The 26,981-nt window shown below is 65.1% G+C and carries 21 protein-coding genes and 1 tRNA gene; 6 read left to right on the forward strand and 16 right to left on the reverse strand.

Annotated features, from left to right (window positions below):
• Positions 1-3: 3 nt before the first annotated feature.
• On the reverse strand, positions 4-873 hold the full coding sequence (locus tag P24_RS00555) for a dimethylarginine dimethylaminohydrolase family protein (protein WP_008942731.1): 870 nt from the start codon (positions 871-873) through the stop codon (positions 4-6).
• 99 nt (positions 874-972) lie between these two features.
• Here P24_RS00555 and P24_RS00560 point away from each other — a divergent pair, with 99 nt between their 5' ends.
• A complete protein-coding gene (locus P24_RS00560) occupies positions 973-1,710 on the forward strand; it encodes a class II aldolase/adducin family protein (protein WP_008942732.1) in 738 nt (245 codons plus the stop codon).
• Between the two features lie 141 nt (positions 1,711-1,851).
• Positions 1,852-2,190 carry a hypothetical protein gene (locus P24_RS00565; RefSeq protein WP_008942733.1) on the forward strand — a complete coding sequence of 113 codons (339 nt, stop codon included), beginning with the start codon at positions 1,852-1,854 and terminating at the stop codon, positions 2,188-2,190.
• Between the two features lie 63 nt (positions 2,191-2,253).
• Here P24_RS00565 and P24_RS00570 read toward each other — a convergent pair whose 3' ends face one another.
• Complete coding sequence (locus P24_RS00570; RefSeq protein WP_237740144.1) at positions 2,254-2,961, reverse strand: DUF1194 domain-containing protein; 708 nt, start codon at positions 2,959-2,961, stop codon at positions 2,254-2,256.
• A gap of 162 nt (positions 2,962-3,123) precedes the next feature.
• Between P24_RS00570 and P24_RS00575 the strand changes: the two genes are divergently transcribed.
• Positions 3,124-3,390 (forward strand): DUF2842 domain-containing protein, encoded by a 267-nt coding sequence (locus tag P24_RS00575; RefSeq protein WP_202802332.1) that lies wholly within the window; start codon positions 3,124-3,126, stop codon positions 3,388-3,390.
• Positions 3,391-3,393: 3 nt separating this feature from the next.
• Here the strand turns inward: P24_RS00575 and P24_RS00580 are convergent, their stop codons facing one another.
• From P24_RS00580 to P24_RS00615, 8 genes are all read right to left on the reverse strand, one after another.
• Positions 3,394-5,514, reverse strand: coding sequence for a dipeptide ABC transporter ATP-binding protein (locus P24_RS00580; protein ID WP_008942736.1), 2,121 nt, complete (start codon positions 5,512-5,514; stop codon positions 3,394-3,396).
• A gap of 3 nt (positions 5,515-5,517) precedes the next feature.
• Positions 5,518-6,399, reverse strand: coding sequence for an ABC transporter permease (locus tag P24_RS00585; protein WP_008942737.1), 882 nt, complete (start codon positions 6,397-6,399; stop codon positions 5,518-5,520).
• A 10-nt stretch (positions 6,400-6,409) separates the two neighbouring features.
• Positions 6,410-7,342 (reverse strand): ABC transporter permease, encoded by a 933-nt coding sequence (locus tag P24_RS00590; protein WP_008942738.1) that lies wholly within the window; start codon positions 7,340-7,342, stop codon positions 6,410-6,412.
• Between the two features lie 73 nt (positions 7,343-7,415).
• Positions 7,416-9,080, reverse strand: a complete 1,665-nt coding sequence (locus tag P24_RS00595; protein WP_008942739.1) for an ABC transporter substrate-binding protein — start codon at positions 9,078-9,080, stop codon at positions 7,416-7,418.
• Positions 9,081-9,479: 399 nt separating this feature from the next.
• The gene (locus tag P24_RS00600) at positions 9,480-10,061 is read right to left on the reverse strand and encodes a hypothetical protein (RefSeq protein ID WP_008942740.1); all 582 of its coding nucleotides are present in this window, start codon (positions 10,059-10,061) and stop codon (positions 9,480-9,482) included.
• Positions 10,062-10,237: 176 nt separating this feature from the next.
• Complete coding sequence (locus P24_RS00605) at positions 10,238-11,266, reverse strand: MBL fold metallo-hydrolase (protein ID WP_008942741.1); 1,029 nt, start codon at positions 11,264-11,266, stop codon at positions 10,238-10,240.
• 122 nt (positions 11,267-11,388) lie between these two features.
• The gene (locus tag P24_RS00610; protein WP_008942742.1) at positions 11,389-13,797 is read right to left on the reverse strand and encodes a DUF1217 domain-containing protein; all 2,409 of its coding nucleotides are present in this window, start codon (positions 13,795-13,797) and stop codon (positions 11,389-11,391) included.
• Positions 13,798-13,947: 150 nt separating this feature from the next.
• A complete protein-coding gene (locus tag P24_RS00615) occupies positions 13,948-15,348 on the reverse strand; it encodes a M20 family metallopeptidase (protein ID WP_008942743.1) in 1,401 nt (466 codons plus the stop codon).
• A gap of 374 nt (positions 15,349-15,722) precedes the next feature.
• Here P24_RS00615 and P24_RS00620 point away from each other — a divergent pair, with 374 nt between their 5' ends.
• A complete protein-coding gene (locus P24_RS00620) occupies positions 15,723-16,463 on the forward strand; it encodes a carbonic anhydrase (RefSeq protein ID WP_040706036.1) in 741 nt (246 codons plus the stop codon).
• 215 nt (positions 16,464-16,678) lie between these two features.
• Here the strand turns inward: P24_RS00620 and radC are convergent, their stop codons facing one another.
• The 4 genes from radC to P24_RS00640 all read right to left on the reverse strand — a co-directional run bounded on the left by radC (position 16,679) and on the right by P24_RS00640 (position 20,536).
• Positions 16,679-17,413, reverse strand: a complete 735-nt coding sequence (gene radC / locus P24_RS00625) for a RadC family protein (RefSeq protein WP_008942745.1) — start codon at positions 17,411-17,413, stop codon at positions 16,679-16,681.
• A 74-nt stretch (positions 17,414-17,487) separates the two neighbouring features.
• On the reverse strand, positions 17,488-18,906 hold the full coding sequence (locus P24_RS00630) for an amidase (RefSeq protein WP_008942746.1): 1,419 nt from the start codon (positions 18,904-18,906) through the stop codon (positions 17,488-17,490).
• Positions 18,907-18,984: 78 nt separating this feature from the next.
• Positions 18,985-19,788, reverse strand: coding sequence for a type I methionyl aminopeptidase (gene map / locus P24_RS00635; protein ID WP_008942747.1), 804 nt, complete (start codon positions 19,786-19,788; stop codon positions 18,985-18,987).
• Between the two features lie 169 nt (positions 19,789-19,957).
• Positions 19,958-20,536 (reverse strand): PAS domain-containing protein, encoded by a 579-nt coding sequence (locus P24_RS00640; protein ID WP_008942748.1) that lies wholly within the window; start codon positions 20,534-20,536, stop codon positions 19,958-19,960.
• Between the two features lie 109 nt (positions 20,537-20,645).
• Between P24_RS00640 and P24_RS00645 the strand changes: the two genes are divergently transcribed.
• Together P24_RS00645 and P24_RS00650 are read left to right on the forward strand one after the other, a co-directional pair.
• Positions 20,646-21,428, forward strand: a complete 783-nt coding sequence (locus tag P24_RS00645) for a competence/damage-inducible protein A (protein WP_008942749.1) — start codon at positions 20,646-20,648, stop codon at positions 21,426-21,428.
• 426 nt (positions 21,429-21,854) lie between these two features.
• A tRNA-Leu gene (locus tag P24_RS00650) sits at positions 21,855-21,941 on the forward strand.
• Positions 21,942-21,957: 16 nt separating this feature from the next.
• Here P24_RS00650 and P24_RS00655 read toward each other — a convergent pair.
• Both P24_RS00655 and putA read right to left on the reverse strand, forming a co-directional pair.
• Positions 21,958-22,878, reverse strand: coding sequence for a restriction endonuclease (locus tag P24_RS00655; RefSeq protein ID WP_008942750.1), 921 nt, complete (start codon positions 22,876-22,878; stop codon positions 21,958-21,960).
• An 85-nt stretch (positions 22,879-22,963) separates the two neighbouring features.
• Positions 22,964-26,854: a trifunctional transcriptional regulator/proline dehydrogenase/L-glutamate gamma-semialdehyde dehydrogenase gene (gene putA / locus P24_RS00660; protein ID WP_008942751.1), complete on the reverse strand. Its 3,891-nt coding sequence runs from the start codon at positions 26,852-26,854 to the stop codon at positions 22,964-22,966.
• Positions 26,855-26,981: the final 127 nt, after the last annotated feature.

The following is a 26,981-nucleotide window of genomic DNA, read 5'->3' on the forward strand; positions in this document are numbered from 1 at the left end:
CGGTCAGTCTCGCCGGATCGGCATCGTCATGCAGCGCGGCCCGCCGCCGCCCATGGTGAACATGGTGAGGTCGGGGTCCAGCACGTCGAGGCCAAGCGCACGCAGCTTCGCGTTCACGTCCTTCGAGCCGGCGGCGGACAGCACCTTGCCGCCGCCCAGCGCCAGCACATTGCCGTTCAGCTCCATTGCCTCCTTGTAGCTGACCGGCACCAGCTCGATGCCGAGGCTGCGCAGCCAGCCGGTGAAATCGTCGGGCAGCACCTCCAGGCAGGCCAGCGCCACCTTCTCCGCCGCCATGGCGAACAGCAGGTCCATATGCAGGAAGTGCTGGGCGAAAGGCTGGCAGCGCACCTGCCATCCCTGCCCCTCGAACCAGCCGGCGACCTGCCGGGCCGACGCCTCCTTGGTGCGGTCGCCGCTATAGCCGATCAGCAGCGTGCCGGGGCGCACGATATGGATGTCGCCGCCCTCGATGGAGCCGGCCGTGGCCCAGTTCCACACCGGAATGCCATTGCCCTGGTAGAAGCGCACGATGGGCGCCACCTCGCCGACGCGCTGCGGGCGGAACATCTGCGTCACCAGCACGCCCCAGGGCGTCATGACGTCCGGGTCGCGAGTATAGACCTGATATGGCAGGTTCGGGTCGGGCGCGGCGAAGTGACACGTCACACCGGCGCTTTCCAGCGCCTGTACCATCTCGCGGTGCTGGCGCTGTGCCAGCTGCAGATCGAAGGAAGTGCCCCGCCGCAGCGTCTCTTCCGCTACCGAATTGGCGGGGAACCAGCGGAAATTGTCGGGCTGGCACAGCAACACATCGCGCAGGAGCCCATAATCGCTGTCAGCGCCATAGGCCAGGGTTCGGGAGTCTGTCATCGTGGCATCCGAAAAAGGCAAGTGAGGCAAGCAGTAAGTCGGATTGACAGGTTGGGTGCAAGCCCGCACTGTCCGACCGATCCACCATACGAGGAAGCGATGCGCGACACGACCCTTTACGAGGCCTCCTTCGAGGAACCCGTCCTGCGCCGCGATCTGGCCGCCACCTGCCAGCTATTCGGACTGTACCGGCTGGCGCATGTCGATGACGGACGGATCACGGTCCGCCTGCTGAATGGCGTGCTGGCAAAGCCGGACGATGTGGCGTTCGGCGACATGCGCGCCTCGGACGCGGTGATCGTCGCCGATGGCAAGGAGAGCGACGCGGAAAGCCGTGTCGATGCCGATACGCTGGCGGCACACCGCGCCATCCTGGCGGCGCGGCCGGAGATCACGGCGGTGATCGAGGTAACGGGCGGCGCTGCGGCGGCGGTTGCCTGCGGGCCAGAGGGCCTACTGCCGATCAGCCAGTTCTCGCTGCAATTCTATAATCGCATCGGCACGGAGGAAATGGCGGTGCCGGGCGACAATCTGGCCGCCGGCAAGCGCGCGGCGGAGGCTTTGGGCCAGCATTGCGCGCTGCTGCGCAAGGGGCGCGGCATGCTGGTGGGCGGCCGTACGATACCGGAAGCCTTCGTGCTGATGTTCTACCTCATCCGCTCCTGCCAGGTGCAGGTACCGGCCGTCACCGGCGGGGCGGAACTGGTGCTCCCGAGCCATGAGGTAGCCGAATATACCGCCCAGCAGTACGAGCGCGATCCGGCCCCCGGCGGCAAGCGGGAATGGCCGGCGCTGCTGCGCATGCTGGATCGGCTGAAACCTTCATATACGAACTGAAGGGTGAAATGGTTCCTTCACAAATCGATCACATCGATGTGAAAAGCCGTTGAGTTTAAACGATAATTTTTGTGCCTATCTCTTGGCTATCGAGGCCGGCACCAGCCGCCGGCCCAAACGGATAACCCAAGGAGAAGCACAATGACCATGCGTACCCTGATCAACAAGACCACCCTCCCCGCCCTGCTGGTTGCCGGCCTTGTCGGTGTCGCCGCCACCGCGCCGGCCTCCGCCACGGTGTGGGGCGCCAGCGACGCCAACCCGACCGCGCTGAACATGGTCACCGACTATGAGCGCACCCAGGCTTCGGTCCAGCCGATCGATACTGGTCTTCCGGGCAATGCCTCCGGCGCCAGCGACGCTGACCCGACCGCCGGCAACCGCAACCTCGCGGTGAATGTGATCGATGGCGATGCCGCGCCGAGCCAGGCTCAGCTGTCGCAGAACCCGAACACGAATGTCGAGGTCGGCATCTACTAAGCCTTCTGAAACAGGCTTGAATCGAATAGACGGAAAGGCGGGGGAAACCCCGCCTTTCTTTTTTCAGTCGCCGGTGGGACGTGCGGCAAACTGTGTCCTCACCGGCCCCGAGAGATCGGCGATCTCGCGGATCAGTTTCTGCAGGATGGCGACGCGGAAATCGTCGAAGCCTTCCGCCACCACCAGGAAGGCATTGTCTCCGCCGATCACCTGGTTCTCGTAATACAGGTCCAGCTTCAGTTCGCGCGGCGTCGGCGAGCCGAAAGGCTGCGGCCGGTCATTCAGGATCGGCAGGCCGTTGATGGTGATGCCCTTGGCGACCGCGCGGTCGCGTGCCGGGGCCGCCTGCACGCCGCGATTGGTTGGCCCGTCGCCGGAAATATCGATCACCTTGCGCTTGCCCTCGAACGGCGCACGCTCGATGACGCCGACGGAATAATCGATGGCGGAGCCGATCGCCGTCCACATGGACCGGTTCAGCGGCTTGCTTTCGAGCAGGCTGGCGAAGGCCTCCGCCGTCTCCGGCCCGTCCACCAGCGTCCAGTCGATCAGCGTCCACTGGAACTCCGCCCCCGCCCATTCGACATAGGCGATGGCGACCTTGCCCTGCTCGCCATCCTGGATGGCGCGGATCACGGCGGGGTGGCGGATCGCGTCGATATAACCCTCGCGCTGCTGGCTCATCTCGTGTTCGTCCATGCTGCCGGATACATCGACCGCCAGCACCAGCACCAGATCGACCGCCGGCCCGGCGGCACGCGCGGGCGGCACGCTTTGCACCAAAATGAAAAGGGTCATGAAAACAGGGAAAAGCAATCGCATTGCCGACTCCTTTGGGCCAACTCCTCTGTGGATGGCATTGCCCCTGATGGATTCCCCGTGTTTCAGTCTGTGCGAATATGAAGGTTGCCGCAAGATGGCAGGACAAGCCCCTTGGCGAGACGGCACCCGCCGCCTATCTTCCCCGGCATGTCGCGCGATTTTCTTCCCTTCCGGTGGCGTTCCACCGTGGCCGTGCTGCTGATCCTGGTCGGGCTGGTGATCTATTCCCTGCTCGCCATGGTCGTCGGCACCTATTTCCTGCCCGATCACTGGGCGGCGGAGCTGGGCTTCTACCTGGTGGCCGGCATCGCCTGGGTCTGGCCCAGCGCGAAGCTGATCGGCTGGGCCGCCAGAACCGACGCCAAGCCGCTCCAGTAATCTTCAGGCCGCGGCGGCGGGATCGTTGCCGTCATCATCGCCCTTCGTGCTGAAGACCGGCGGCACGTCCTGCAGCTCATCGAGCGGGATGTGGCAGGCGATGCGGTGGCCCTTCTCCGGCTCCAGCACGGGCGGGCGTTCCCGGTCGCAGATATCGCCCAGCTTGCGCGGGCAGCGCGTGGCGAACGGGCAGCCCTCCGGCGGATTGAGGGCGCTGGGCAACTCGCCCTCCAGCACGATGCGGCGCTTCTCGATGGCGGTATCGGCCACCGGCACGGCGGACAGCAGCGCCTCCGTATAGGGATGATAGGGCGGCGAGAACACCTCCTCGGTCGTCCCCTGCTCCATGATCTGCCCCAGATACATGACGACGATGCGGTCCGCCAGATAGCGCACCACCGACAGGTCGTGGCTGATGAACAGCAGAGTCGTGCCGGAATTGCGCTGGATCTCCATCAGCAGCTGCGTCACGGCGGCCTGCACCGAGACGTCCAGCGCCGAGACCGGCTCGTCGGCGATCACCATGTCCGGATTGCCGGCGAAAGCGCGGGCGATGCCGACGCGCTGCTTCTGCCCGCCGGACAGCTGGCGCGGCCGGCGCTTGGCGAAGTCGCGTGGTAGCTTCACCATGTCCAGCAGCTTCAGGACGCGCTGCTCGATCTCCTTCGGGTCGCTGGCGACGCCGAATTTGCGGATCACCCGGGCGATCTGCCCACCCACCGTATGGCTGGGATTCAGCGTGTCGTTCGGGTTCTGGAATACCATCTGCAGCGAGCCGATCTGCTCCGGCGAGCGCTGCTCCACCGGCAGATCGCCGATATCGTCGCCATTGAAGCGGATGCTGCCCTCGCTCGCCGTCTCCAGCCCCATCAGCACCTTGGCGAAGGTGGACTTGCCGCAGCCCGATTCGCCGACAATGGCGACCGTCTGCTGCCGGCGGGCATCGAAACTCAGCGTCTCGTTCGCCTTCACATAGCGGATGGTGCGGCCCTTCAGCAGCGCCATCAGCGATTTGTCCGTCAACTCGTAATATTTGCGCATCTCATCGACACGCAGCACGCGCTCGCCCGGTGTCAGCGGCTCCAGCGTCTCGACATCCGGCGAATAGGCGCTCCAGTCGATCTCGTCCCAGCGCAGACAGCGCGCCACATGCGGGCGCGGCCCTTGCGCCACCTTCTCCAGCTTTATCGAACCAGCATCGCAACGTCCGGTCTCGAAATGGTCGCAGCGCGGCCCGAAATTGCAGCCCTTGGGCCGCCGGTGCGGCAGCGGCAGCTGCCCGCGGATCGGCACCAGCGGATGTGCGTACTTGTCCGACCCCGGCATAGGGATCGCGCCGAACAGCCCATGCGTGTAGGGATGGCGCGTGGTCTGGAACACCTCGTCGATGCTGCCTTCCTCGATCACCTCGCCGGAATACATGACAAAGACGCGGTCGCAGGTCTCCCGGATCAGCCCCAGATTGTGCGAGATGTAGAGGTTGGAGGTACCGAAATCGCGGCTGAGTTCGGCAATCAGCTCCACGATACCGGCCTCCACCGTCACGTCCAGTGCGGTCGTCGGCTCGTCCAGCAGCAGCAGCGACGGCTTGGACAGCAACGCCATGGCAATCACCACGCGCTGCTGCTGGCCACCGGAAATCTGGTGCGGATAGGCCTCCAGGATGCGCTGGGCATCGGGTAGCTTCACCGCGTCCAGCAACTCCGCCGCGCGCTTCAGCGCCGTCGCCTCGTCCACCCCTTCATGGCAGATCGGCACCTCGGCCAGCTGCCGGCCGATGGTCATGGACGGGTTCAGCGCCGCCATCGGCTCCTGATAGACCATGGCGATGTCCTTGCCGCGCAGCCGGCGCAGCTCCTCCGGGGACATCTGCACGATATCGCGGCCCCGGAACTTGATGGAGCCGCCGACGATGCCGCCATTGCCGCCCATATAGTTCATGATCGCCATGGCGACGGTGGACTTGCCGCAGCCCGACTCACCGACCAGGCCGGCGGTCTCGCCCTCGTTCAGCGTCAGGCTGAAATCCACCACCGCCGGAATCTCGCCGGCACGGGTGAAGTAGGAGATCGAGAGATTCTCGATCTCCAGCACGGGGATATCGCTGTTGCCGTTGATTGCCATGGCTCAGTCCCTCAGCGAGATTTCGCGCAGGCCGTCGGCCAGCAGATTGAACCCCAGCACCAGCGAGGAGATCGCGATGCATGGGAAGATCGTCATGTGCGGGAACGCCATGGCCATGCCGCGCGTCTCGTTCACCATGCCGCCCCAGTCGGGATCGGGCGGCGGCAGGCCGAGGCCAAGGAAGCCGAGCACGCCGATGGTGATGATGACATAGCCGAGGCGCAGGCAGCCATCGACGATCAGCGGGCCGCGCGCGTTCGGGAGGATTTCAACGAACATGATGTACCAGGCAGATTCGCCACGGGTCTGCGCCGCGGCCACATAGTCGCGGGTGCGCAGGTCGAGCACCAGCCCGCGCACGATGCGCATGATGCCGGGCGCGCTGGCGAAGGTGACGGCGATGATGATGTTGATGCCCGACGCGCCGAAGGTGGTGATGACCACGACATAGAGCACCAGCACCGGGAAGGAGAGGATGATGTCGGCCACGCGGCTCAGCACATCGTCGATCCAGCCGCGCTTGTAGCCCGCCGCCAGCCCCATGACGATACCGACCGCATAGGCGCAGAAGGTGGCGAGCGGGGCGTAGAACAGCACCGTCCGCGCCCCCCACATCAGGCGCGAGAGGATGTCGCGGCCCAGATGGTCGGTGCCCAGCCAGAAAGTGCCGCCATCGGGGGCGGTCACGCCCGGCACCTGGAAGGGCACATATTGCGCATTCGGCGGATAGGGTGCGATCAGCGGCGCCAGCAGCGCCATCAGGCACCAGAAGACGATGATGGAAAGGCCGACCGTACCGACGCCGCTTTCGCGGATCAGCGCCAGGCGCCGCCAGTTGCGGGTCAGGAAACCGGGGCCGGATTTGGGAAGGGCGGTGTCTGTCATCTGCCCCTCCTCACGCGAACCGGATGCGCGGGTTGAGATAGGTGTAGCCGATATCGGCGATGGTCTGCGTAGCCACGGCGACGAACACGGCAACCATGGCGCAGGCCTGGATCATGTAGATGTCCTGGTTCAGCGAGGCTTCCAGCAGCAGCGCGCCGAAGCCTTTGTAGGCGAAGAAGAACTCTACCACGATGACGCCGGACAGCAGCCAGTTGATCTGCAGCATGATGACCGTGAAGGGCGCGATCAGCGCGTTGCGCAGCGCATGGCGCAGGATGACCTGCCGGTAGGGCAGCCCCTTCAGCACGGCGGTGCGGATATAGGGCGTCTGCATCACCTCCGCCATCGAGGCGCGGGTCATGCGCACCAGATAGCCGAAGCCGTACAGGAACAGCACCGAGACCGGCAGGATCAGCTGCACCGGATCGAAGCCGCCGGTCATGCCGCTGGTGCCGGGCAGCCAGCCCAGCGTGAAGACGAAGATGAAGGCCAGCAGCACGGCGCTGGCGAATTCCGGCACCGAGGTGGTGCCGATGGAGGTGAGCGAGATCACCCGGTCCAGGGCAGAGCCCTCCTTCATGCCGGCCAGCACGCCCAGCGCCAGCGAGACCGGCACCATGATGGCGTAGGTCGCAGCCCCCAGGATCGCGGTGTTGCCGAGCCGGTCCCACAAAATGTCGGCAACCGGCGCCTTGAAGCGGATGGACTGCCCGAAATCGCCACTGGCGATGCTGAACAGCCAGTCGAAGTAGCGGACATAGAGCGGGCGGAAATAGCCGTTATTTTCCAGCCAGATATTACGCTGTTCGATGGAGGTGTAAGGACCGAGAACCTTCACCGCCACGGCCTCGCCATTCACTTCCAGCAGGAGGAACAGCAGGATCGAGACCACCAGCATGGTGACGATCATGAAGGCCAGGCGCTTGGCCAGGAAAATCAGCATCTATGGACACCTCCAATGGCGGCCCCTCCCACCCGGCCTGTAGCGGATGGGAGGGGTGCACCGGTCTATGCGATCAGGCGTCGAGCCAGATCTTGTTGACGTGCATTTCCTCGGCCGGCTGGATCTTGAAGCCCTTCACCTTCTTGTTGCTGGCGGTGAAGATCGAGCGCCAGTACGGCTGGATGATGACGGCGTCCTGCTGCAGCAGCTTTTCGACCGGCACCATCTTTTCCTTGCGCTTCTCCGGGTCCAGCACACCCATCGCCTCATCGAGCAGCTTGTCGAACTCCGGATTGGAATAGGAGCTTTCGTTCCAGGCCACGCCGGAACGGTAGGCCAGGTTCAGCACCTGCACGCCCAGCGGGCGGTGCGTCCAGGAGGTGAAGCCGAAGGGCGTGGTGGTCCAGCGGTCCCAATAGGTGCCACCGGGCAGGATGTTGACCTTCAGGTTGATGCCAGCCGGCTTCACCATCTCCGCGATGGCGAGGCAGGTATTCGGCTCCCACGACGGCTGGGTCACGCAGTCGATGGTGATTTCCAGACCGTTCGCATAGCCGGCCTCTGCCAGCAGCTTCTTGGCCTTGTCGTAATCCTGCTTCATCGGCGGCAGCTCGGCATATTCCGGATGGACCGGGCTGACATGATGGTCCTCGCCGGGCACGCCGAAGCCCTGATAGGCCAGCTCCAGCAGGCGCTTATGGTCGATACAGGCCTGGATGGCCTGACGCACGCGCACATCGTCGAACGGCTTTTCCGTCACCTTCATGCGGGCAACGCCGGTCTGGCCGGTCACCGTCTCGTAGATCTGCAGATGCGACATCTGCTTCACCGCCGGCACATTCTCGGTGATCAGGCGATAGAGAAGATCGACCTGGTTGGAGGCCAGCGCGGCCAGCCAGGCGGAATGGTCATCGCCATGGTCGATATAGGTGACGCCATCCAGATAGACATCGCCGCCCCAGTACGGGTCGCCCCGCCGCTCGAAGCGCGCGGTCTCGCCGACGCGGAAATCCTTCAGTGCAAAGGGGCCGGTGCCGACCGGATTCTCGGTCAGGTTGCCGCCCTGCTTCACGAAGTCGCGATGCGCGATCAGCGCCGGATAGTCGCCCATCGATTCCGGCAGCGCGATGTCCGGCGTCTGCAGCTTGAAGCGCACCGTATGGGCATCGACCTTCTCGATCGCACCCGGCGCCATCTTCTTCTTGCCGCCCTCCTCGATCACCATGGAGCTGAAGCGGCCCAGGTTCGAAGAACCGGTGGCCGGGTCGAGCCAGCGCTCGAAATTGAAGATCACGTCGTCGGCGCCGAACTCGTCGCCGTTCGACCACTTCACGCCCTTGCGCAGCCGGAAGGTCCAGGTCTTCAGATCGTCGGACGTCTCCCAGCCCTCGGCGAGGAAGGGGCGGGTCACATTGTCGGACCCGACCTGCGTCAGCGATTCGATGACATGGCGGGCGATGTTGCCCTTCTCCGACCAGTCATAGGTCGCGGGGTCGGTGATCTCCTTCACATTCATGGAGATGCGCAGATTGCCGCCCTTCTTGGGCGTGCCACTCTGCGCCAGCGCCGCCGAACTGGTGCCCATCAGCTTGTCCGCCATCGCATAGGCGGTGCCGGCGGAAACGCCCAGCAGGGTCGCGGTGCGCAGGAAGTCGCGGCGGCCGATTCGGCCCTTGCCGAGTTGCTCGGCAAGCTTCGGGATATAGGGGTGATTACCGTTCCGGGGCGTGTCGCTCATGATTGTACCTCCCGCTCTCTCATGGGTCGCTGCGCCGCTGCTACCAAGTAAAAAATGACCCTATTTACTCGGAAAATCGATCAACCGACATCATTGATAAATAGACAATACGATATTTATTGAACCTGCCAGTATCAGTGGCAATTCAACAAAATCTTCATACGCATCGCCAGCAAAATGCCGACCGAACGACAGAGCGCTCGATTCGGATGGACTGTGATTTTTGAAGATGCAGTCCGGATTGTCAACCTCTGAAGCCCGCTATACTCACAAGATGATTGATGGAAAAGGCAAATTAGTATTTTTTCCTCAAAAGAAAAGGGCGCCGCCTTGGGAAGACGGCGCCCAGTTGGGGGGCACAGGGAGAAACTAAAGAAAATCACGACATGGCAGCGGGGCTCAGCTGCTCTCCATGCCCTGCAGGACGATCTCGCCCTGCTCCAGGGCCTGCTTCAGCTCATCGACACCGCGCCGGGCTTCCTCATACATCTCGCGGCAGCGCGCGATCTCGCGCATCTCGCCCTCGGTCACCGGGCCACGGCCGGTGGTGCCGGCATCCAGCAGCTTGGCGAGATAGCGGCCGCGCAGCTTCGCGGCGATGGTGACGATGCCTTCAATCTCGCGGGCGGAAACATCCATGACGATCTTGCGCGCCTCGCTGGCGAATTGCTGGCGCTGGAAGCCGTCCAGCTCGCGCAGCAGTTGCTGGCGGTTCACGCCCTTGCGCGGCAGACCGGCGCCCTGACCGGTCAGCCAGGCGGCCTGCGGCTCGGCGCGGCCCGTGTCCACATGACGGTCGGCATCCCGTTCCGCACGTAGCGGCTCCTTCTGGCGGGGCGCCGGCTTCGGCTGCGCCACCACGGGACGGACAGTCGGGCGCACGGCCTTGGCGGGCGAAACCACCGGCTTCTGCGGGGCATCGGCCTCGGTGGTTGCCTCTCGGCGCGGCGCGGCGAAACGGGTGGCGGTCATCAGCGACATGGTCCCTCCTGGCATAAAGCGGGTGGCCCAAATGGGCCTCGCCAGGAATAAAGCAACCGCCGTGCCAGCCGGGAAAGTCAGGGAAATAAAAGGCTTTCAGCACCCATCGCCACCGGTCGGGCAGCTTTTGCCGGGTCTGTTTCGGATGCCCGGCAGAAACCGCCGAAACGGACCGGTCAGAGGGTGCGGTAACGGTCCACGCCGTCCGGTCCGGTCTGGCGCGCCAGCTTCCCGTCATGCAGCAGACGGTTCAGGTGCGCCAGCGCCTCGCCGATGGCGAAACCAAGCTGCATCATATCCAGCTTGCGGGTGAACATCGCATTCATCACCTCGATGGCGGTGCGCGGCGTCTCGGCGCAATCTGCCAGGATCAGGTCCAGGCGGTGCTGGTGATGCTGGCGCAGATGGGCAATTCGCTCATGCAGGCCGGTGAAGGGCGTGTCGTGCGAGGGCAGCACCAGCGTGTCGACCGGCAGATCCCTGAACCTGTCGAGGCAGCCGAGATAGCGCGCCAGCGGGTCTCCATCCGGCTCCTGCGGCCAGAGCGAGACGTTCGGGCTGATGCGCGGCAACACGATGTCGCCGGAGATCAGCAGCCTGTCTTCCGGGCAGGCAAGGCACGCATGCTCCGGGCAGTGCCCCTCGCCGATGATCACCTGCCAGCCACGGTTGCCGATGCGGATGGTCTCGCCGCCGAATATACGGCGATAGGCAGCCGGGATCGGCTCCACCCCCTTGCGGTAGCGCCCGACACGTTCCAGCAGGGCCGGCATCTGCTCCTCACTGACGCCGGCGCGGCTGTAGAAGGCCCGTGCCACCGTCTCGCGGCTGCCATCATCCTCGGCGCGCTGGTGGCGGCCATAGAGCCATTCCGCCTGGGTGATCCACAAGGGCGCGTTCCAGCGCTGCGTCAGCCAGCCGGCCTGGCCGATATGGTCCGGGTGGAAATGCGTGACCAAGATGCGGGTGACCGGGCGGCCGCCCAGCGTGCTGGCGAATACGCCCTCCCACAGGGTGCGGGTCTTCTCGCCACCAATGCCGGTATCGACGATGGTCCAGCCCTCGCCATCCTCCAGCAGCCACAGATTGATATGGTCCAGCGCGAAGGGCAGCGGCATGCGCAGCCAGTACACGCCCTCGGCCACGCGCATGGTCGTGCCGCCCTCGGGCAATTCGCTGAAACGGTAATCGATCTCCGGCTTCATGGTCTTTTCATCCCCCCGCTTTCGTTGCGGGCAAGACTAGCGGCCCGGTGCCGGATGGCAAGCAGGCAGCGTGGACCGGCGCCGGATGCCAGCCATGCGGCACGCCGGATCGCCAGCAATAATCAGACGTTGAAGTTGAAATTGATCGGCTGGACTAGGTTCAGCAGATAGGCATCCCGGCCGGAGCCCAGACCCAGCTGCGAAGTGGCGGACTCAGCATCCTTCATCGCCAGGAATTTCTGGATGAATTCCATGGCGAACTTGCTGGACCCGGCATAGGGATCTTCTGTTTCAGCCGACTCGCTGTCGACAAACTGGGCCAACGTCGCATCGACGATGCTCTTTTCCATCTGCTGCGTGCGCAGATCGGAATTCAGCGTCTCACGCACCCGCCCCAGCGAGAACAGCGCGTCCTCCAGCGCCGCGATGGCGCCGGTGCTGTCACCGCCATCGCTTGGCAGGCCATCGGCCCCGCCACGCAGGATGGCACCGAAATTGGTCGCGAAGTCGCTGACTGCGTCGACCTTCATCAGCCGGCCGCTGGATTCCACACGGTACTCAATGTTTTCCTGGTCAGCGGACAGCAGGTTCCGCCCCTCAAACGCGGCAGCGTTGATATAAGTCTGCAAATCGTTCGACAGCCTGCGATAGGCGCTGTCCACCGCGGCGCGCGGGTCCAGCTTCTCCGATGCCAGGTTGAAGGAGCTGGCGTCGATGGAAATCTCGCGGAAGGCCGTGCTGGTCGCGGTCGCCACCGGGCTGTCCAGCGCGGTCAGCACATCCTGGGCGTTGGCGAAGGAGCTGATGTCGCGGCCTGTCAGCTCGGCCAGCACGCTGGTCGTCAGATCGCGGCCGCGGGCCTCGATATTGAAACCGTTCAGCAGCTCATAGCTCTGATTGCCGCCGGCCAGCAGATTGTCGAGGCCGGCCGTGCGCGGGTCGTTAATCAGGTCGCCGATCTTGCCGACAATCTCGTCATACTGGGCCTGCAGGCCAGTGCGGTTGGAGCTGGCGGGCAGCGCCGTGGACTCCACCGCCAGGCCACGGAGTTCACCCAGCAGCAGATTGATCTCGCTCAGCCGCGAGCCGGCATCACGCACCGCTTCCGCGCCCGGATAGAGCGAGGCGGAATTCAGCGTCGCGGCAAATTGCGGGATCGAGGCAATCGCGTCCGTCAGTGCCGTACGGTCCGCCGTAACTTCCTTGCGGACATTGGCCAGCTCAGTCGTGCCGCTGGCGATGATACCGCCCGCCGTCGCCAGATTGCCGGCATCGCCGGACCCGGTCACGGCCTGGAAGCTGGCATTGGCGGCATCGATATCGGCCAGGAACCCGGTCAGATCCTGCGAACGCGCGGTCACGGTCTCGCCGGTCGATTTATACTGCACGGACAGGTCGGGCAGCGCGCCGTTCAACAGATTTTCCAGCGTCCCGGCGGCATCCGCATCGCCGTCATCATAGGAATATGTCGCCTCACTATAGGCGGTGTTGATCTTGTCGCGCAGTTCCGCGAACTCGGTCTTGTAGCTGTCCAGCCTGGCAGCGTTCGCGGGGTCGCTGGCGAGGCCGACCAGCGCGTTCATGCGGCTGACATAGCCTTGAATGCGGCCCAGCGAATCATTGGCGGCGGCCAGCAAGCCGTTCTGGCGCACCATCTCCGGGATGGCCGCTTCCTGCACCGGGATTTCCGCCTGGAATTCACCGGCCGGGTCCTGCACCGCATCCAGCGCGCCATAACCGGCGCGGATCAGCTCAAGCTGGCTCTGGATCGCATCCACCTGGGCGATCGCCTGCTTCGACAGCTGCACGCCATTGTAGAGCAGCGTCTGGTCGTCGCGCGCATCATTGATGCGGATCGAGCTGCCGCCCGTCGCGGTCGTGCTCTCCACACCCTTGAATTTTTCGAGGTCGAGCCGCCCTTCGATGAGCCGCGCCTGCGTTTCCACCGACTGCACGGCAATCTGTGCCGGCAGGTTCAGCGTGAAGGTGACGACCGAGCGCAGCACATTGTCGCCCAAAATATCGTAGGGGCTGGTGACATTGCCGATATTGCGCAGGAAGTAGGTCGCCTCTCGCAGGGCCGGGTTATTGTTGCCCAGCGCCTTCTCGAACTCGTTGAGGATATATTTCTGCGACAGGTCTTCCAGGAAAGCCGCGTCCTGCAGCTTCGACGCGCCGCTGTTCGCGAAGTCGAAGGCACCGGCGATTTCGCGGTAGCGGTTGTCGGACAGCCGGTTGGCCAGCGAGCTGTTGTCGTCCAGGTCGCTTTCCAGCACCTTCTTCAGGCGCCCAGGATACTGCGCTTCACTTTCCAGGCTAAAGGCGGACAGGGCAAAATTCATCAGCCGGCGATCCTTCATCAGATCGTCGACGCTTTCGATGGAGCCGGCCTTTTTCTTGAAATACTCGACCTCGCGCATGACCTGCGCAGTCTGTCCGAACTGCGCGATCTGCTGCGAGGTGTTCTTCTGCAGCATCTGGAAGGAGAGTGCTGCGGAGACACCGCTCATAAAGGCGACGTTGGCTACCATGACGCTTCTGTCACTTCATATTGCCGTTGGGCGGAGGGCAAGCCTTTTGCCGCCCAATTCCACGAGGTGAACATTAGCATAGCCTCCGCGTGAGTCCAGTAGAATCTCACGCGGAGGCAAAGCAAGATACGGGCCAGAAATGCTGAACCGTCAGGCGGCCTTGCGCGCCGGCACCGACTTTTCGCCCAGATCCCAGAAAAGTCCGGCCATCATCTGCAGCCCCTCGCGGATGATCGGCAGCAGCGCATGCTCGTTCGGCGCATGCTGGGAGCAGGACGCATAGGAATGCGGGACCCATACGGTAGGCAATTTCAGCACGTCGGTAAAAATGTCATTGGGCAGCGAGCCGCCGAGATTGGGCAGGATGGCGGGCTTAGCCCCCAACGTCGCCTCGATGGAACCGACCGCCCACTTCACCCAGGGATCGTCCGGGTCCAGGCGCGTCGCCTTGAAATAGGCATCGCGGCTGGGCGCCAGCTGAACCGCCTGGAAGCCGCGCGCGTCCAGATGCTTGCGCAGGGACGGCAGGAAATTCTCCGGGTCGCTGCCGACCACGAAGCGGATCTGGCAGTGCGCCTTGGCCGAGGGCGGGATGGCGTTCACCGGGCGCTCCGGATTGCCGGTCTTGAAGGCCAGCACATCGAAGCTGTTCCAGCCATAGACGCGTTCCGCCGGGGTCATGCCGGGCTCGCCCCACCATTCATCGACGGTCGGGCCATCCTCGCCCCCATCGACGGTGCAGTCGGCCAGCGCAGCACGCACCGAATTGGGGATCGGTGTCGGCAGGAAGCCATCGACCAGGATCTTGCCGGTCGGCGAGCAGATCGAGGCGATGGCATGCGCCAGGATCACGCCGGGGTCGGCCAGCAGCCCGCCCCAGTTGCCGGAATGATGCGCGCCCTCGCGCAAATCCAGCCACATGTCGAAATTGAAATTGCCGCGCGCGCCCAGGAAGATGGTCGGGCGGCCCGGCTGCAGGCGCGGCCCGTCGGAGGCCAGCAGCAGGTCGGCGGAGAGCGCCTCCTTCTCCTGCTCGCAGAGCAGGCGCAGGCCGGGGGAGCCGGTTTCCTCCCCGGTCTCGATCAGCAGCTTGCAGTTGAAGCCGAGGTTCCCGCGCGCGCCGATCACCGATTTCAGCGCCTGGATGTTGATGGAGTGCTGGCCCTTATTATCCGCCGTGCCGCGGCCATAGAGGCGCTCGCCCTCCTGCTTCATCTCCCACGGGCCGATGCCGTCGCGCCACTGGTCCTCCAGCCCGCGGATCACGTCGCCATGGCCATAGCTCAGCACGGTCGGCAGGTGCGCGCCCTCGATGCGCTCGGCGATCAGGAACGGCCCGCCATGCGAGACCGGGTTGGGGACGATGCGGCAGGTGAAACCGATGGCTTCCAGCGTCGGCTGCATCTCGTCGGTCAGGTAGGCCAGCAGCGCCTCCTTGCGCTCCGGGTTCTGGCTTTCCGTCGGGATTGCCACGCGCCGGGCGAGGTCCTTCAGGAACGTGCCATTGTCGAGTTGCGCCACCGCGTCCGCGATCGCCGCCTGCCTGCTCATTTCGTGATATCCATCGGTAGGGTTCGGTAAGGAATTTGAACGAGTTTAGCGCCGGAGCGAAGGCAGGGGCAAGGCGGGGATACTAGGTTTTAGTCGTGATTCTGTTTGAAGAGCGCACTTTCCCTTAGAACCACTCTCCTCCCGTCACCCCCGCACCTGTTGCGGGGGTCCAGGGTCCAGCTCACCGGATGTCAGCCGAGCAGGCTGAACCCTGGATTCCCCCGGACGCCCATGGGGACAAGCCCGGGAATGACGGCCAGCGGAAACCAACCGCCAGCATTTGAAACGGGAATGTTGTCCAGCTTTCTTTCCGGTATCCGGCTCCGCCAAGGAGAATTACACTCTTGCTGATGGTCAATGGGGAGGACCGGCCAATGGACGAAGGTTTCAGGCTGTCGCGCCGGGCGGCGCTGCTGGGCAGCATCGGGCTGGCAGGCATGAGCGGCCTCGGACTGATGGCGGGGCTGCCGCGCCGGGCGCTGGCGGCAGCAGGCGCGCGTCCGAAACACGCAATGTCACCGACCCAGGCGCTGAACGCGCTGCTGGCCGGCAATGCGCGCTATGTCGCCAACCGGCCGGGGCCGGTGGATTTCCTGCCGCGCCGGCAGCTTCTCGCCACCGGGCAGAGCCCCTTCGCCATCATTCTGGGCTGCGCCGATTCCCGCGTCAGCCCGGAATTCGCCTTCGACCAGCGGCCCGGCGACCTGTTCGTGCTGCGCGTCGCAGGCAATTACCTGACCGTCGATTCGCTGGCCAGCATGGAATATGCGGTGGAGTTCCTCGGCACGCCGCTGATCCTGGTGCTGGGCCATACGAGCTGCGGCGCGATTTCCGCCGCCGTGGACGTGGCCACGACGAATGCCGCCCTGCCCGGCAGCCTGCCGGCGCTGGCGAAACAGATCGTGCCGGCGGTGAAACAGGCGCAGGCGAAGGGCGCTCCCGGCAACCGGGCGGCGCTGATCCGGCACGCCACCACCGAGAATATCCGCCGCACCGTGGAGGCGATCAAGACGGCCGGGCCGCTGCTGTCGCGCTATGTCGAGGCCGGCACGTTGAACGTCGCAGGTGGGCTCTACGATCTCAACACCGGCCAGGTTGCCGTGATCGGGAGCTAAGCGGACTGGTTCAATCGCCCCTCACCCAGCTTCGGCTAGTCTCACTATCGTTCGCCAAGCCTCCGCTTATCGCCCTTAGGCCTCTCCCCTTCCGGGGCGAGGGATTCTGTTTAAGGATTCCCTTTCTTTCTCCCTCTCCCCTGGAGGGAGAGGGTTGCGCAGCCTTGTGAGCGAAGCGAATTAGGCGGAGCTGGGTGAGGGGGAAAATACCCCCCTCACAACAACCCCAAACTCTTGAAGCTGGCATGGTCGTCGCGGCCGATGACGACATGGTCGTGCAGCGCGATGCCGAGCGCCTTGCCCGCCGACTGAACCTCCTTCGTCATCTCAATGTCGGCGCGGCTGGGCGTCGGGTCGCCGGACGGATGGTTGTGCACCATGATGAGCGCGGAGGCGTGCAGCTCCAGCGCACGGCGGATCACCTCGCGCGGATAGACCGGCGTCTGGTCCACCGTGCCCTGCTGCATCAGCTCGTCGGCGATGATCATGTTCTTCCGGTCGAGGAACAGCACGCGGAACTGCTCCCGCTTCTCGAAGCCCATGGAGGCCCGGCAGTAATCCAACAGATCGCGCCAGGAGGCGATGACCGGCCGATTCAGGATGCGCTGGCGCAGCAGCCGGTGCGACCCGGCCTGCACGATCTTCAGCGCGGCCAGCGCACTCTCCCCTACCCCGTCGATCTCGGCCAGCGCGTGCGGGTCGGCGCTGATGACCTCCGCGAAATTGCCGAACCGGTCGATCAGCCGCTTGGCCAGCGGCTTCATGTCGCCGCGCGGCTGGGCCAGGAACAGCACCAGCTCCAGCAGCTCATAGTCCGGCAGGCAGTCCGCCCCGGCCGACAGGAAGCGCTCGCGCAGGCGCTTGCGATGGCCGTGATAATGCGGCCGCTCCACGCTTTCCGCGCAGCCGCCGTTTCCCGGCCCCAGCTCCGCCATGTTGTGTCTGGCCATGCCGCACCATCCCTGATTGGCGTTCCCGCCATTGAACGGTCTGGCGCCCGGCTTGGCAAGGGGGGTGTCCCCCCTCAGTGCGTCACATTCGCGGCCTTCGGCATCACGAAGGGGTGGGCCGCCTCATAGGCGCGGGCGGCCTGCAGCACCAGCGAATCGGCATGGGCCGGGCCGACAATCTGCAGCCCGATCGGCAGCCCCGCCTTGGTGAAGCCGCAGGGCGCGCTGGCGGCGGGCTGCTGCGTCAGGTTGAAGGGATGGCTGAAGGGCGACCAGTCCGGCCAGCGGGTGAAGCCCTTGCCCGCCGGGAATTCGATGCCGGCCTCGAAGGCGGGCAGCGGCAGGGTCGGCGTCAGCAGCAAATCATAGCTCTCATGGAACAGGTTCATGGTGAGGCCAAGGGCGGAGCGCGCCTCGGCGGCCTTCGCGATCTGCTCCGAGGTGTAGGTCAGCCCCTCCTCCGCCACCTCGACGAAGCCAGGGTCCATCAGCTTGCGCTGCTCCGGCGTCAGCTTGCGATAGAGGTTGGCGGCGCCGAAATACCAGTGGGTACGGAACACCCAGGCCGGGTCCTCGAAGCCGGGATCGACCTCGTCCACCTCCGCCCCCATATCGACGAAGACCTGCACCGCGCGCTTCACCGCCTCCGCGATCTCCGGATCGACCTTGGCATAGCCCAGCGCCGGGCTGTAGGCGATGCGCAGCCCCTCGACGCCATCCTCCAGCCCGATGCGGTAGTCGCGCCCGTCATAGGGCAGGGAGAACCAGTCGCGCGCGTCCGGCATGGCAATCGCATTCATCATCAGCGCGGTGTCGCCCACGGTGCGGGTCATCGGCCCGACATGCGAGAGCGTGCCCATCGGGCTAGCCGGGAAGGCCGGCACCCGGCCGAAATGCGCCTTCAGCCCGAAGATGCCGGTAAAGCCCGCCGGCATGCGGATCGAGCCGCCGCCATCGGTGCCGATATGCAGGCAGCCCATGCCAAGCGCAGCCGCAGCCGCCGCGCCACCCGACGAGCCACCCGGCGTCTTCGAGGTATCCCACGGGTTTCGCGTGATGCCGGTCAGCGGGCTGTCGGTCACACCCTTCCAGCCATATTCCGGCGTGGTGGTCTTGCCCAGCAGCACCGCCCCTTCCTCGCGCAGCCGCGCCACGGCGGGCGCGTCTTCCGGCCAGTTCTGGTTGCGTGCCACGGTCTTGCTGCCGCGCAGGGTGGGCCAGCCCTCGCTGAGGATCAGATCCTTCACCGTCGCCGGGACGCCATCGACCATGCCGCGCGGCTCGCGCTGCATCCAGCGCGCTTCCGAGGCGCGGGCGGCGGCCAGCGCCGCCTCGGCATCGACCAGGCAGAAGGCGTTCACATGCTTATCGACCGCCTCGATGCGCGCCAGAATGGCCTTCGTCACCTCGACCGGCGACAGGCTCTTGCGGCGATAGTGCTTCAGCAGCTCGGTCGCCGGGAGATAGCAGATATCGGTATTGTCGTTTGTCATTGGCCTACCCTGTTCCGTTGGGCAGACCTTAGCGAAGCGCAGGCGCGTTTGACCAGCCCCCGAAAGGGCTGGCCCGGATCACACGTAGGGTGGGCGGTCCCAGCCCTTGGGCGAGGCTGTGAAAATCTCGAACCCGTCCTCGGTCACGGCGATGGAATGCTCGAACTGGGCGGATAGCGAGCGATCCTTGGTCACCGCCGTCCAGTCATCGGCCAGCACCTTCACGTCATAGCGGCCGGCATTGATCATCGGCTCCACCGTGAAGAACATGCCGGGACGCAGGGCGATGCCCTTGCCCGGCTTGCCGTAATGCAGGATCGACGGCGCGTCGTGGAACACCTTGCCCAGCCCGTGGCCGCAGAAGTCGCGCACCACGGAGAAGCGGCTGGCCTCGGCATGGGTCTGGATGGCGTGGCCGATATCACCCAGCGTGGCGCCCGGCCTCACCGCCTGGATGCCCAGCATCATCGCCTCGTAGGTGATGTCGATCAGCTTCTGCGCCTTCACACCGATCTTGCCGACCCCGAACATGCGGCTGGTGTCGCCATGCCAGCCATCCAGGATAACCGTCACGTCGATGTTCAGGATATCGCCCTCGGCGAGCTTCTTGTCGCCGGGGATGCCATGGCAGACGACATGGTTGACCGAGGTGCAGATCGATTTCGGAAAGCCGCGATAGCCCAGCGGCGCCGGGATTGCACCATGCTCCACAATATAGTCGTGGCACAGCTTATCCAGCGCGCCCGTGGTCACGCCGGGCTGAACATGGGGGGTGATGAAATCCAGCGTCTCGGCCGCCAGCCGGCCGGCGCGCCGCATGCCCTCGAAGCCGGCGGCGTCGTGGATCTTGATGCTGCGCTCTTCGCGTCGGTGGTCTTCCATGACCTGATCCTTATCGCATGGAAACGGGCCGGAATCACGCTTATCCGGCGTAAAAGCGGGGCCTATACCGCCAAGCGGGCCTGTTTGTCCAGCGAGATGGGGATGGCGGGTGCCCGCGTCACCCGCATTTTCGGCAGATCAGCCCTACTTCCGCTCCCTACCCCCACCCCTACCAGCGCATCCCGGTGGCACTGGCCTTGCCGCCGGCCTCCGGCTCCAGTTCGCTCTCTTTCCCATCCTTCACAACACCGACCTTCGGCACGATGCAGCCGATGATCGAGGTCACCCTGTCGCTGTCCGCCGACAGCGGCAGCAGCAGGCGCTCATAGGAGGCGAACCAGAGATCCTTGTAGAAACGCTGGGTCTGGCAGGTCGGCGCGCGGCTCTCCACCACATCGCGATAGGCCGCGCCGGCGATGCGGCGGAACAGCGGGTTCGGCATCTCGTCCACATATTTGCCTTCGGGATTGCCGCCATAGAAGCGTTGCAGCGCCATGCCGATGGTGCGGTAACGGTAACGCGGCGGCGCGTCCGGGCCGTTCTCCGGGCCGTTCTCCGGCCACACCACCTCGACATGCAGGATGTTCAGCAACTCGTCGGCCAGATCGAGCGGCCCGATGCGGCCGGGATCTGGCATGCGGTAGCCGTCGGCGGCCCGCAGCCACATCGCATAGAGCCGCTGCAGCCGGGGGCTGACGATGCGCATCGGACGCTGCGAACTGGCCGGCGCGGCCTTGGCGGGGGTCATTCTGCTTCTATCCCTTTCCTGCGCGCCGGGCGCGGCCTATCTTCTCCCGGCGCCCTCGCATTCTCTTCCGGGCCGGATTCATAGAACAAGAAAGTTAAGGTTTCATCCCATGGAATCAAACCCCGCCCCTACTGCCGCTCTCCTCATCATCGGCAATGAGGTGCTGTCCGGCCGTACCAAGGACGCCAACCTCTCGCATCTCGGCACGCAGCTCTCGGAGATGGGCATCCGCATGATGGAGGCGCGCGTGGTGCCCGACATCGAGGCGCGGATCATCGAGGCAGTGAACGAGCTGCGGGCGCGCTACACCTATGTCTTCACCACCGGCGGCATCGGGCCGACGCATGACGACATCACCTCGGCCTGCATCGCCAAGGCCTTCGGCGTGAATCTCATCCGCCACCACGAGGCGATGGCCGTGCTGGCCGCGCATTACGCCGCGACCGGGGCGGAGTTCAACGACGCCCGCAAGAAGATGGCCGAGGTGCCGGAAGGTGCTGCGCTGGTCGAGAACCCGGTCTCCAAGGCGCCCGGCTTCCACATCGGCAATGTCTATGTCTTCGCCGGCATCCCGCGCATCATGCAGGCAATGTTCGACAGTGTGCGCGGCGAGCTGGCGACCGGCGCGAAGATCGCCTCGCGCACCGTCTCCTGCCGCATCGGCGAGGGCACGCTGGCCCAGGGGCTGGGCGCCATCCAGGCGCGCCACCCCGGCATCGATATCGGCAGCTACCCCTATTTCGCCGGCGGCGGCTTCGGCGTGTCGCTGGTGCTGCGCGGCACCGACGAGGCGGCGCTGGACGCGGCGGCGGACGAGGTCCGCGCGCTCATCCGCAGCCTCGGCGGCGAACCGGTCGAGGGCGAGCCGGTGAAGGAAGAAGCGGGGAAGTAGGTAAGGCTTAGGGAGGGGCGGCGCGTCGCCAAGGCCGCAGCCTCCCGGTATGCCATATGCCGTTTATCTCTGCCCGTTACTCCCGCCATCCCCTCCAGCCGTCACCCCCGCATTTATTGCGGGGGTCCAGGCCTCCGCCAACTGGTTATCCACCCGAGTAAGCTGAACCCTGGATTCCCGGGACAAGCCCGGGAATGACGACAGAAAATGTGGCAGCGAAGCAGAGTTACTTTTCTCATTCGTCACCCTCGGGCTTGACCCGAGGGTCCAGCGGTCCGCGCAGTTTGCTCGGTCATTGGATGGTCGGCCCCTCGGATCAAGTCCAAGGGTGGTCCGACCATGACGAAAATAATCGCTAACCCTTGCCACCATCGGCGATTGTCTTGCCGCCCTCCGGCGCGCTATCAAGGGCGCGGTCACTCCCCTGCCCGCTTGGCGGAATCGGTAGACGCAGCAGACTTAAAATCTGTTTTCCTCCGGGAAGTGCCGGTTCGAGTCCGGCAGCGGGCACCAGGGAGGACGGTGGAGGCTATTCGAAAAAATCCTCGTCTATTTTCTTGATATAGAGCGTTTCTTCGATACGACAGCCAACATCGTAGCGGATCATCAGCCGAGCAAGCTGTACCCCATCTATGAGGACGATCCGCTTGCTCAAACTCTCCGCCGTCTGCTTTGCCGAGGCGCTGAAGCTGGAGGTGGTGACGAACAACCCCTTGGCCGCCTTGAATCCGTCCAGCGCGCCGAAGAAATCACGGATCGCCCCCGCGCCAACGATATTGCCATCGGCATAACGCTTGGCCTGAACATAGACTCGATCAAGTCCCAACGCGTCCTGATCGATCACACCGTCGATACCGCCATCGCCACTGCGCCCAATGACTAGCGCTTCACCAGCTTGACCGGTCGAACCGCCATAGCCCATTGCGACGAGAAGCTGCACCACAATTCGCTCAAAAAAAGCCGGCGGAGCAGCCTGAATCCGTTGTAGGATTTCCTGCGACAGCTCTGCTTCAAGACCGGCATGGGCTTCGCGGATCAACTCGTCAGGCGTCGATCCAGTTTTCTCTACCGCCTTGACCTTTGCAGCAGGCGCAGGCGTGCCAGTCTCGCTTGGCTTTCTAAAAAGAGCGAATTCGGGAAATTGCTCTAAGAATTTGATGTTTATGATCTTTGGTGGCTTAGATAGCACCTTGCGCCCGCGTTCAGAGATTTGAAAACGTCCGCGCCCAGTCATTTCCACAAGACCGGCCTTGCCAAGATAACTTTTTGCCCAATGAACGCGGTTATCGAAGGTAGCCTGACGACGAGAAGGCAATAATTCAACCCGCTCCGCATCGGTCAAACCAAACTCGATAGCCAGTCGATTCACTACCTCCGAAATATGAACCTCGCCATTGGCCGACGCTTTTAGCACCGGCAACATCAGCGTCTGAAAATCCGGTATTGCCATCCCCGCATTGCCCCCCGATAGCACGCACAATTATTAAGTGTATGATATCCAAAGCAATGCGAATTTAACTATCAATATTTCATCCCTACCCAATCGTCATCAGGCTGGCATTGCCGCCGGCCGCGGCCGTGTTGATGCTGACCGCGCGTTCCTCCAGCAGCATGAACAGCGGGTAGTCGTCGCGGCCCTCGGCCAGATCCGCGCGCGTCGCGCCATGCACCGGCAGGATGGCGCCGTCCCGTTCCGCCAGCGCCCTGTTGACCGCCAGCAGCGCGTCGCTGTCGCCCTCGAACAGCAGCGCCGCGCAATCGGCCTTCGCCGCATCCCCGACCGGCTGGATCAGCGCCGTCACCGTTTCCGGCGCGCCCGCGAACAGCGCCATCCAGTCGGAGGGCACCAGCGCCCGGTTGCCGGTCGCCAGCGCGGCGCCGACCTGCCGCAGCAAGCCATCCTCGCTCTGCGGCCGGCAGGCAATGGTCCCGCGCGGCGTCAGTGAGTAGAGATTGCGCTCGCCCACCGGCCCCGGCAGCTCGACCGAGGCGCCCAGCAGGCTGCGTTCCAGATAGCGTGTCACGGCCTCGGCGGATTCCGCCTTGCCCTGCGCCGCCAGCCAGTCGCGATAGGCAACAGCCGGGGCCAGCGCCTTTTCCGAAGGGGCGAGGCCTGCCTGCTTGTCCGCCGGGCGGCGCGACAGCAGCCGGTGCAGGTAGAGCGGCCCGCCCGCCTTCGGCCCGGTGCCGGACAGGCCGCGCCCGCCGAAGGGCTGCACGCCGACCACAGCACCAATCAGGTTGCGGTTCACATAGATGTTGCCGGCCTCCGCCTGGGCGGTCAGCTTCGCGATGGTCTCGTCGATGCGGCTGTGCACGCCGAAGGTCAGGCCATAGCCGGTGCCGTTGATCGCCTCGATCAGCGCCTTCAGCTTCGACCGCCGGTAGCGCACGACATGCAGCACCGGCCCGAACACCTCGCGCTCCAGCTCGCCGATATCGCCGATCTCGATCAGCGCGGGCGCGATGAAAGTGCCGTACTTCGCCGCCGCCGGCAGTTCCGCCTGCTCCACCTTGTGGCCGCTGGAGCGCATCGCCTCGATATGGCGCTGGATGGTCTGCCGCGCCTCCTCGGTGATGACCGGGCCGATATCGGTCGCAAGCCGGTCCGGATTGCCCACCGTCAGCTCCGCCAGCGCGCCGCGCAGCATCTCCAGCACACGGTCGGCGATCTCCTCCTGCAGGCACAGCACGCGCAGGGCGGAGCAACGCTGGCCGGCGGAATCGAAGGCCGACATCAGCACGTCCAGCACCACCTGTTCCGGCAGGGCGGAGCTGTCCACGATCAGCGCGTTCTGGCCACCGGTCTCGGCGATCAGCGGGATCGGCTTGCCGTCGGCATTCAGCCGCTTGGCCAGGGTAGAACGGATCAGCCGCGCCACCTCGGTCGAGCCGGTGAACATGACGCCTGCCGTGCGCGCATCCGCCACCAGCGCGGCGCCGACCTTTCCATCGCCCGGCAGCAGCTGCAGCGCGCCCGCCGGTACACCGGCCTCATGCAGCAGCCTCACCGCCTCGGCGGCGATCAGCGGCGTTTCCTCGGCGGGCTTGGCCAGCACCGCATTGCCGGCGGCAAGGGCCGCCGCCACCTGCCCGGTGAAGATCGCCAGCGGGAAGTTCCACGGGCTGATGCAGACCACCGGCCCCAGTGGGCGGTGCGTGTCATTGGCGAAGCCGTCGCGCACCTGCACGGCGTAGTATCGCAGAAAATCCACCGCCTCGCGCACCTCGCCGATGGCGTTGGTCAGCGACTTGCCGGCCTCGCGCACGATGAGGCCGAGCAACGCCTGCAGGCGCGCCTCCATCAGGTCGGCGGCACGGTCGAGGCAGGCCGCACGCTCCTCCGGCGGGGTCGACTGCCAGATCGGCGCGTAGCTGGCCGCATGGCCCATCGCCGCCGTGACGGTCTCATCGGTGGCGTCGAAGCAGCTGCCGACAAGATCGCGATGATCGGCGGGGTTGCGGATCGCGCGCTCAGTGCCTCCCGCCGGGCCGTCCGCCAGCAGCGGCTCCGCCCGGTAGGGCATCTCCACCCCGGTCAGCAGCGCACCGGACAGCGAGGCCAGGCGCTGCTCGTTGGTGAGGTCGAGGCCGGCGGAATTGGCCCGCGCCGGCCGGAACAGGTCGCGCGGCAGGGAAATCTTCGGATGCGGCGCGCCGACCGGCGTGATTGCGGCGGCCTGGTCCACCGGATCGGCGATGAGGTCGTCCACCGGGATGGAGCGGTCGGCAATGCGGTTCACGAAGGAGGTGTTGGCTCCATTCTCCAGCAGGCGGCGCACCAGATAGGCCAGCAGCGTCTCGTGCGTGCCGACCGGCGCATAGATGCGGCAGGGCCGGTTCAGCTTGTTGTGGCCGACCACCTCGTCATAGAGCGGCTCGCCCATGCCGTGCAGGCACTGGAACTCGTACTGGCCGGCGTAGTAATTGGCCCCTGCCAGATGGTAGATGGTCGCCAGCGTGTGCGCGTTGTGCGTGGCGAATTGCGGGAACACCGCATCGGGTGCGGCCAGCAGCTTGCGCGCGCAGGCGATATAGGACACGTCGGTATAGAGCTTGCGGGTATAGACCGGAAAACCCTCCAGCCCGTCCTGCTGGGCGCGCTTGATCTCGCCATCCCAGTAGGCGCCCTTCACCAGCCGGATCATCAGCCGGTGGCCGCTGCGCCGCGCCAGGTCGATCACATAGTCGATCACGAAGGGCGCGCGCTTCTGATAGGCTTGGATGACGAAGCCGATGCCGTTCCAGCCGGCAAGGTCCGGATCGAAGCAGAGCGATTCCAGCAGGTCGAGGGAGATTTCCAGCCGGTCGGCCTCCTCCGCATCGATGTTCAGGCCGATATCATACTGCTTCGCCAGCAGCACCAGCGTCTTCAGGCGCGGCAGCAGCTCGCCGGTCATGCGCTCGTACTGGCTGCGCGAATAGCGCGGATGCAGCGCCGACAGCTTCACCGAGATGCCCGGCCCCTCATAGATGCCGCGCTTGCCCGCCGCCTTGCCGATGGCGTGGATCGCCTGTTCGTAGTCGCGGTAATAGCGGTCGGCATCCGCCGCCGTGACCGCCGCCTCGCCCAGCATGTCGTAGGAATAGCGGAAGCCGCGCGATTCATATTTGCGGCTGTTGGCCAGCGCCTCGGCGATGGTCTGGCCGGTCACGAACTGCTCGCCCATCATGCGCATGGCGATATCGACGCCCTTGCGGATCAGCGGCTCGCCGCCCTTGCCGATCAGCCGCGTCAGCGCGGAGGACAGGCCGGCCTCACTGCTGGTGCTGGTCAGCCGGCCGGTCACCAGCAAGCCCCAGGTGGCAGCGTTCACGAACAGCGACGGGCTGTGGCCGATATGCGCCTCCCAGTCGCCGACGCCGATCTTGTCGCGGATCAGCGCGTCACGGGTCGCCCGGTCCGGGATGCGCAGCAGGGCTTCGGCCAGGCACATCAGCGCCACGCCTTCCTGGCTGGACAGCGAATATTCGTGGATCAGCGCCTCGACGCCGCCGCCATGCATCTTCTCGCGCAGCGCCTCGACCAGCGTGCGGGCAAGATCCTTCGCCGGTTCGGTGACGTTCTTCGGCAGGCTGGCCTGGGTCAGCAGCAGCGGCAGGCATTCCGGCTCCGGCCGACGGTAGGCGGCGGTGATCTTGGCGCGCAGCACGCTTTGCGGCTGCACCGACTGGGCGAATTCCAGGAAGGGCGTCAGCGCCGCTTCCTCCGCCGTCTCGGCAAGCTCCGCCTCTGCCGCGTCCTCGCCCAGGATCGCCGCCAGCGTGCCGCCGCGCTCGATATGCTCGATGGTGGACAGCATCGACTGTTTCACCAGCCAGTGCGGCGAACGGCCAACCTGCTCCGCCGCCGCCTTCAGCCGGGCGCGCAGGCGTTCGTCGATCTTCACGCCGATGGTGGTGGACGCGCTCTTGCTGCTGCTCATGGCCTGCTCCGGGCGGCTGGTTGCACCTCACGCAAGATAAGGTTGCACCAGAATAGGTGCAACTGGAGTTTGATGGGAGCGGTGAAGCGGAGGCTGCCTGCCCTTCTATCTCCTTCGTCACCCTCGG

This window comes from Oceanibaculum indicum P24 (assembly GCF_000299935.1).
GTDB classification, from domain to species: domain Bacteria; phylum Pseudomonadota; class Alphaproteobacteria; order Oceanibaculales; family Oceanibaculaceae; genus Oceanibaculum; species Oceanibaculum indicum.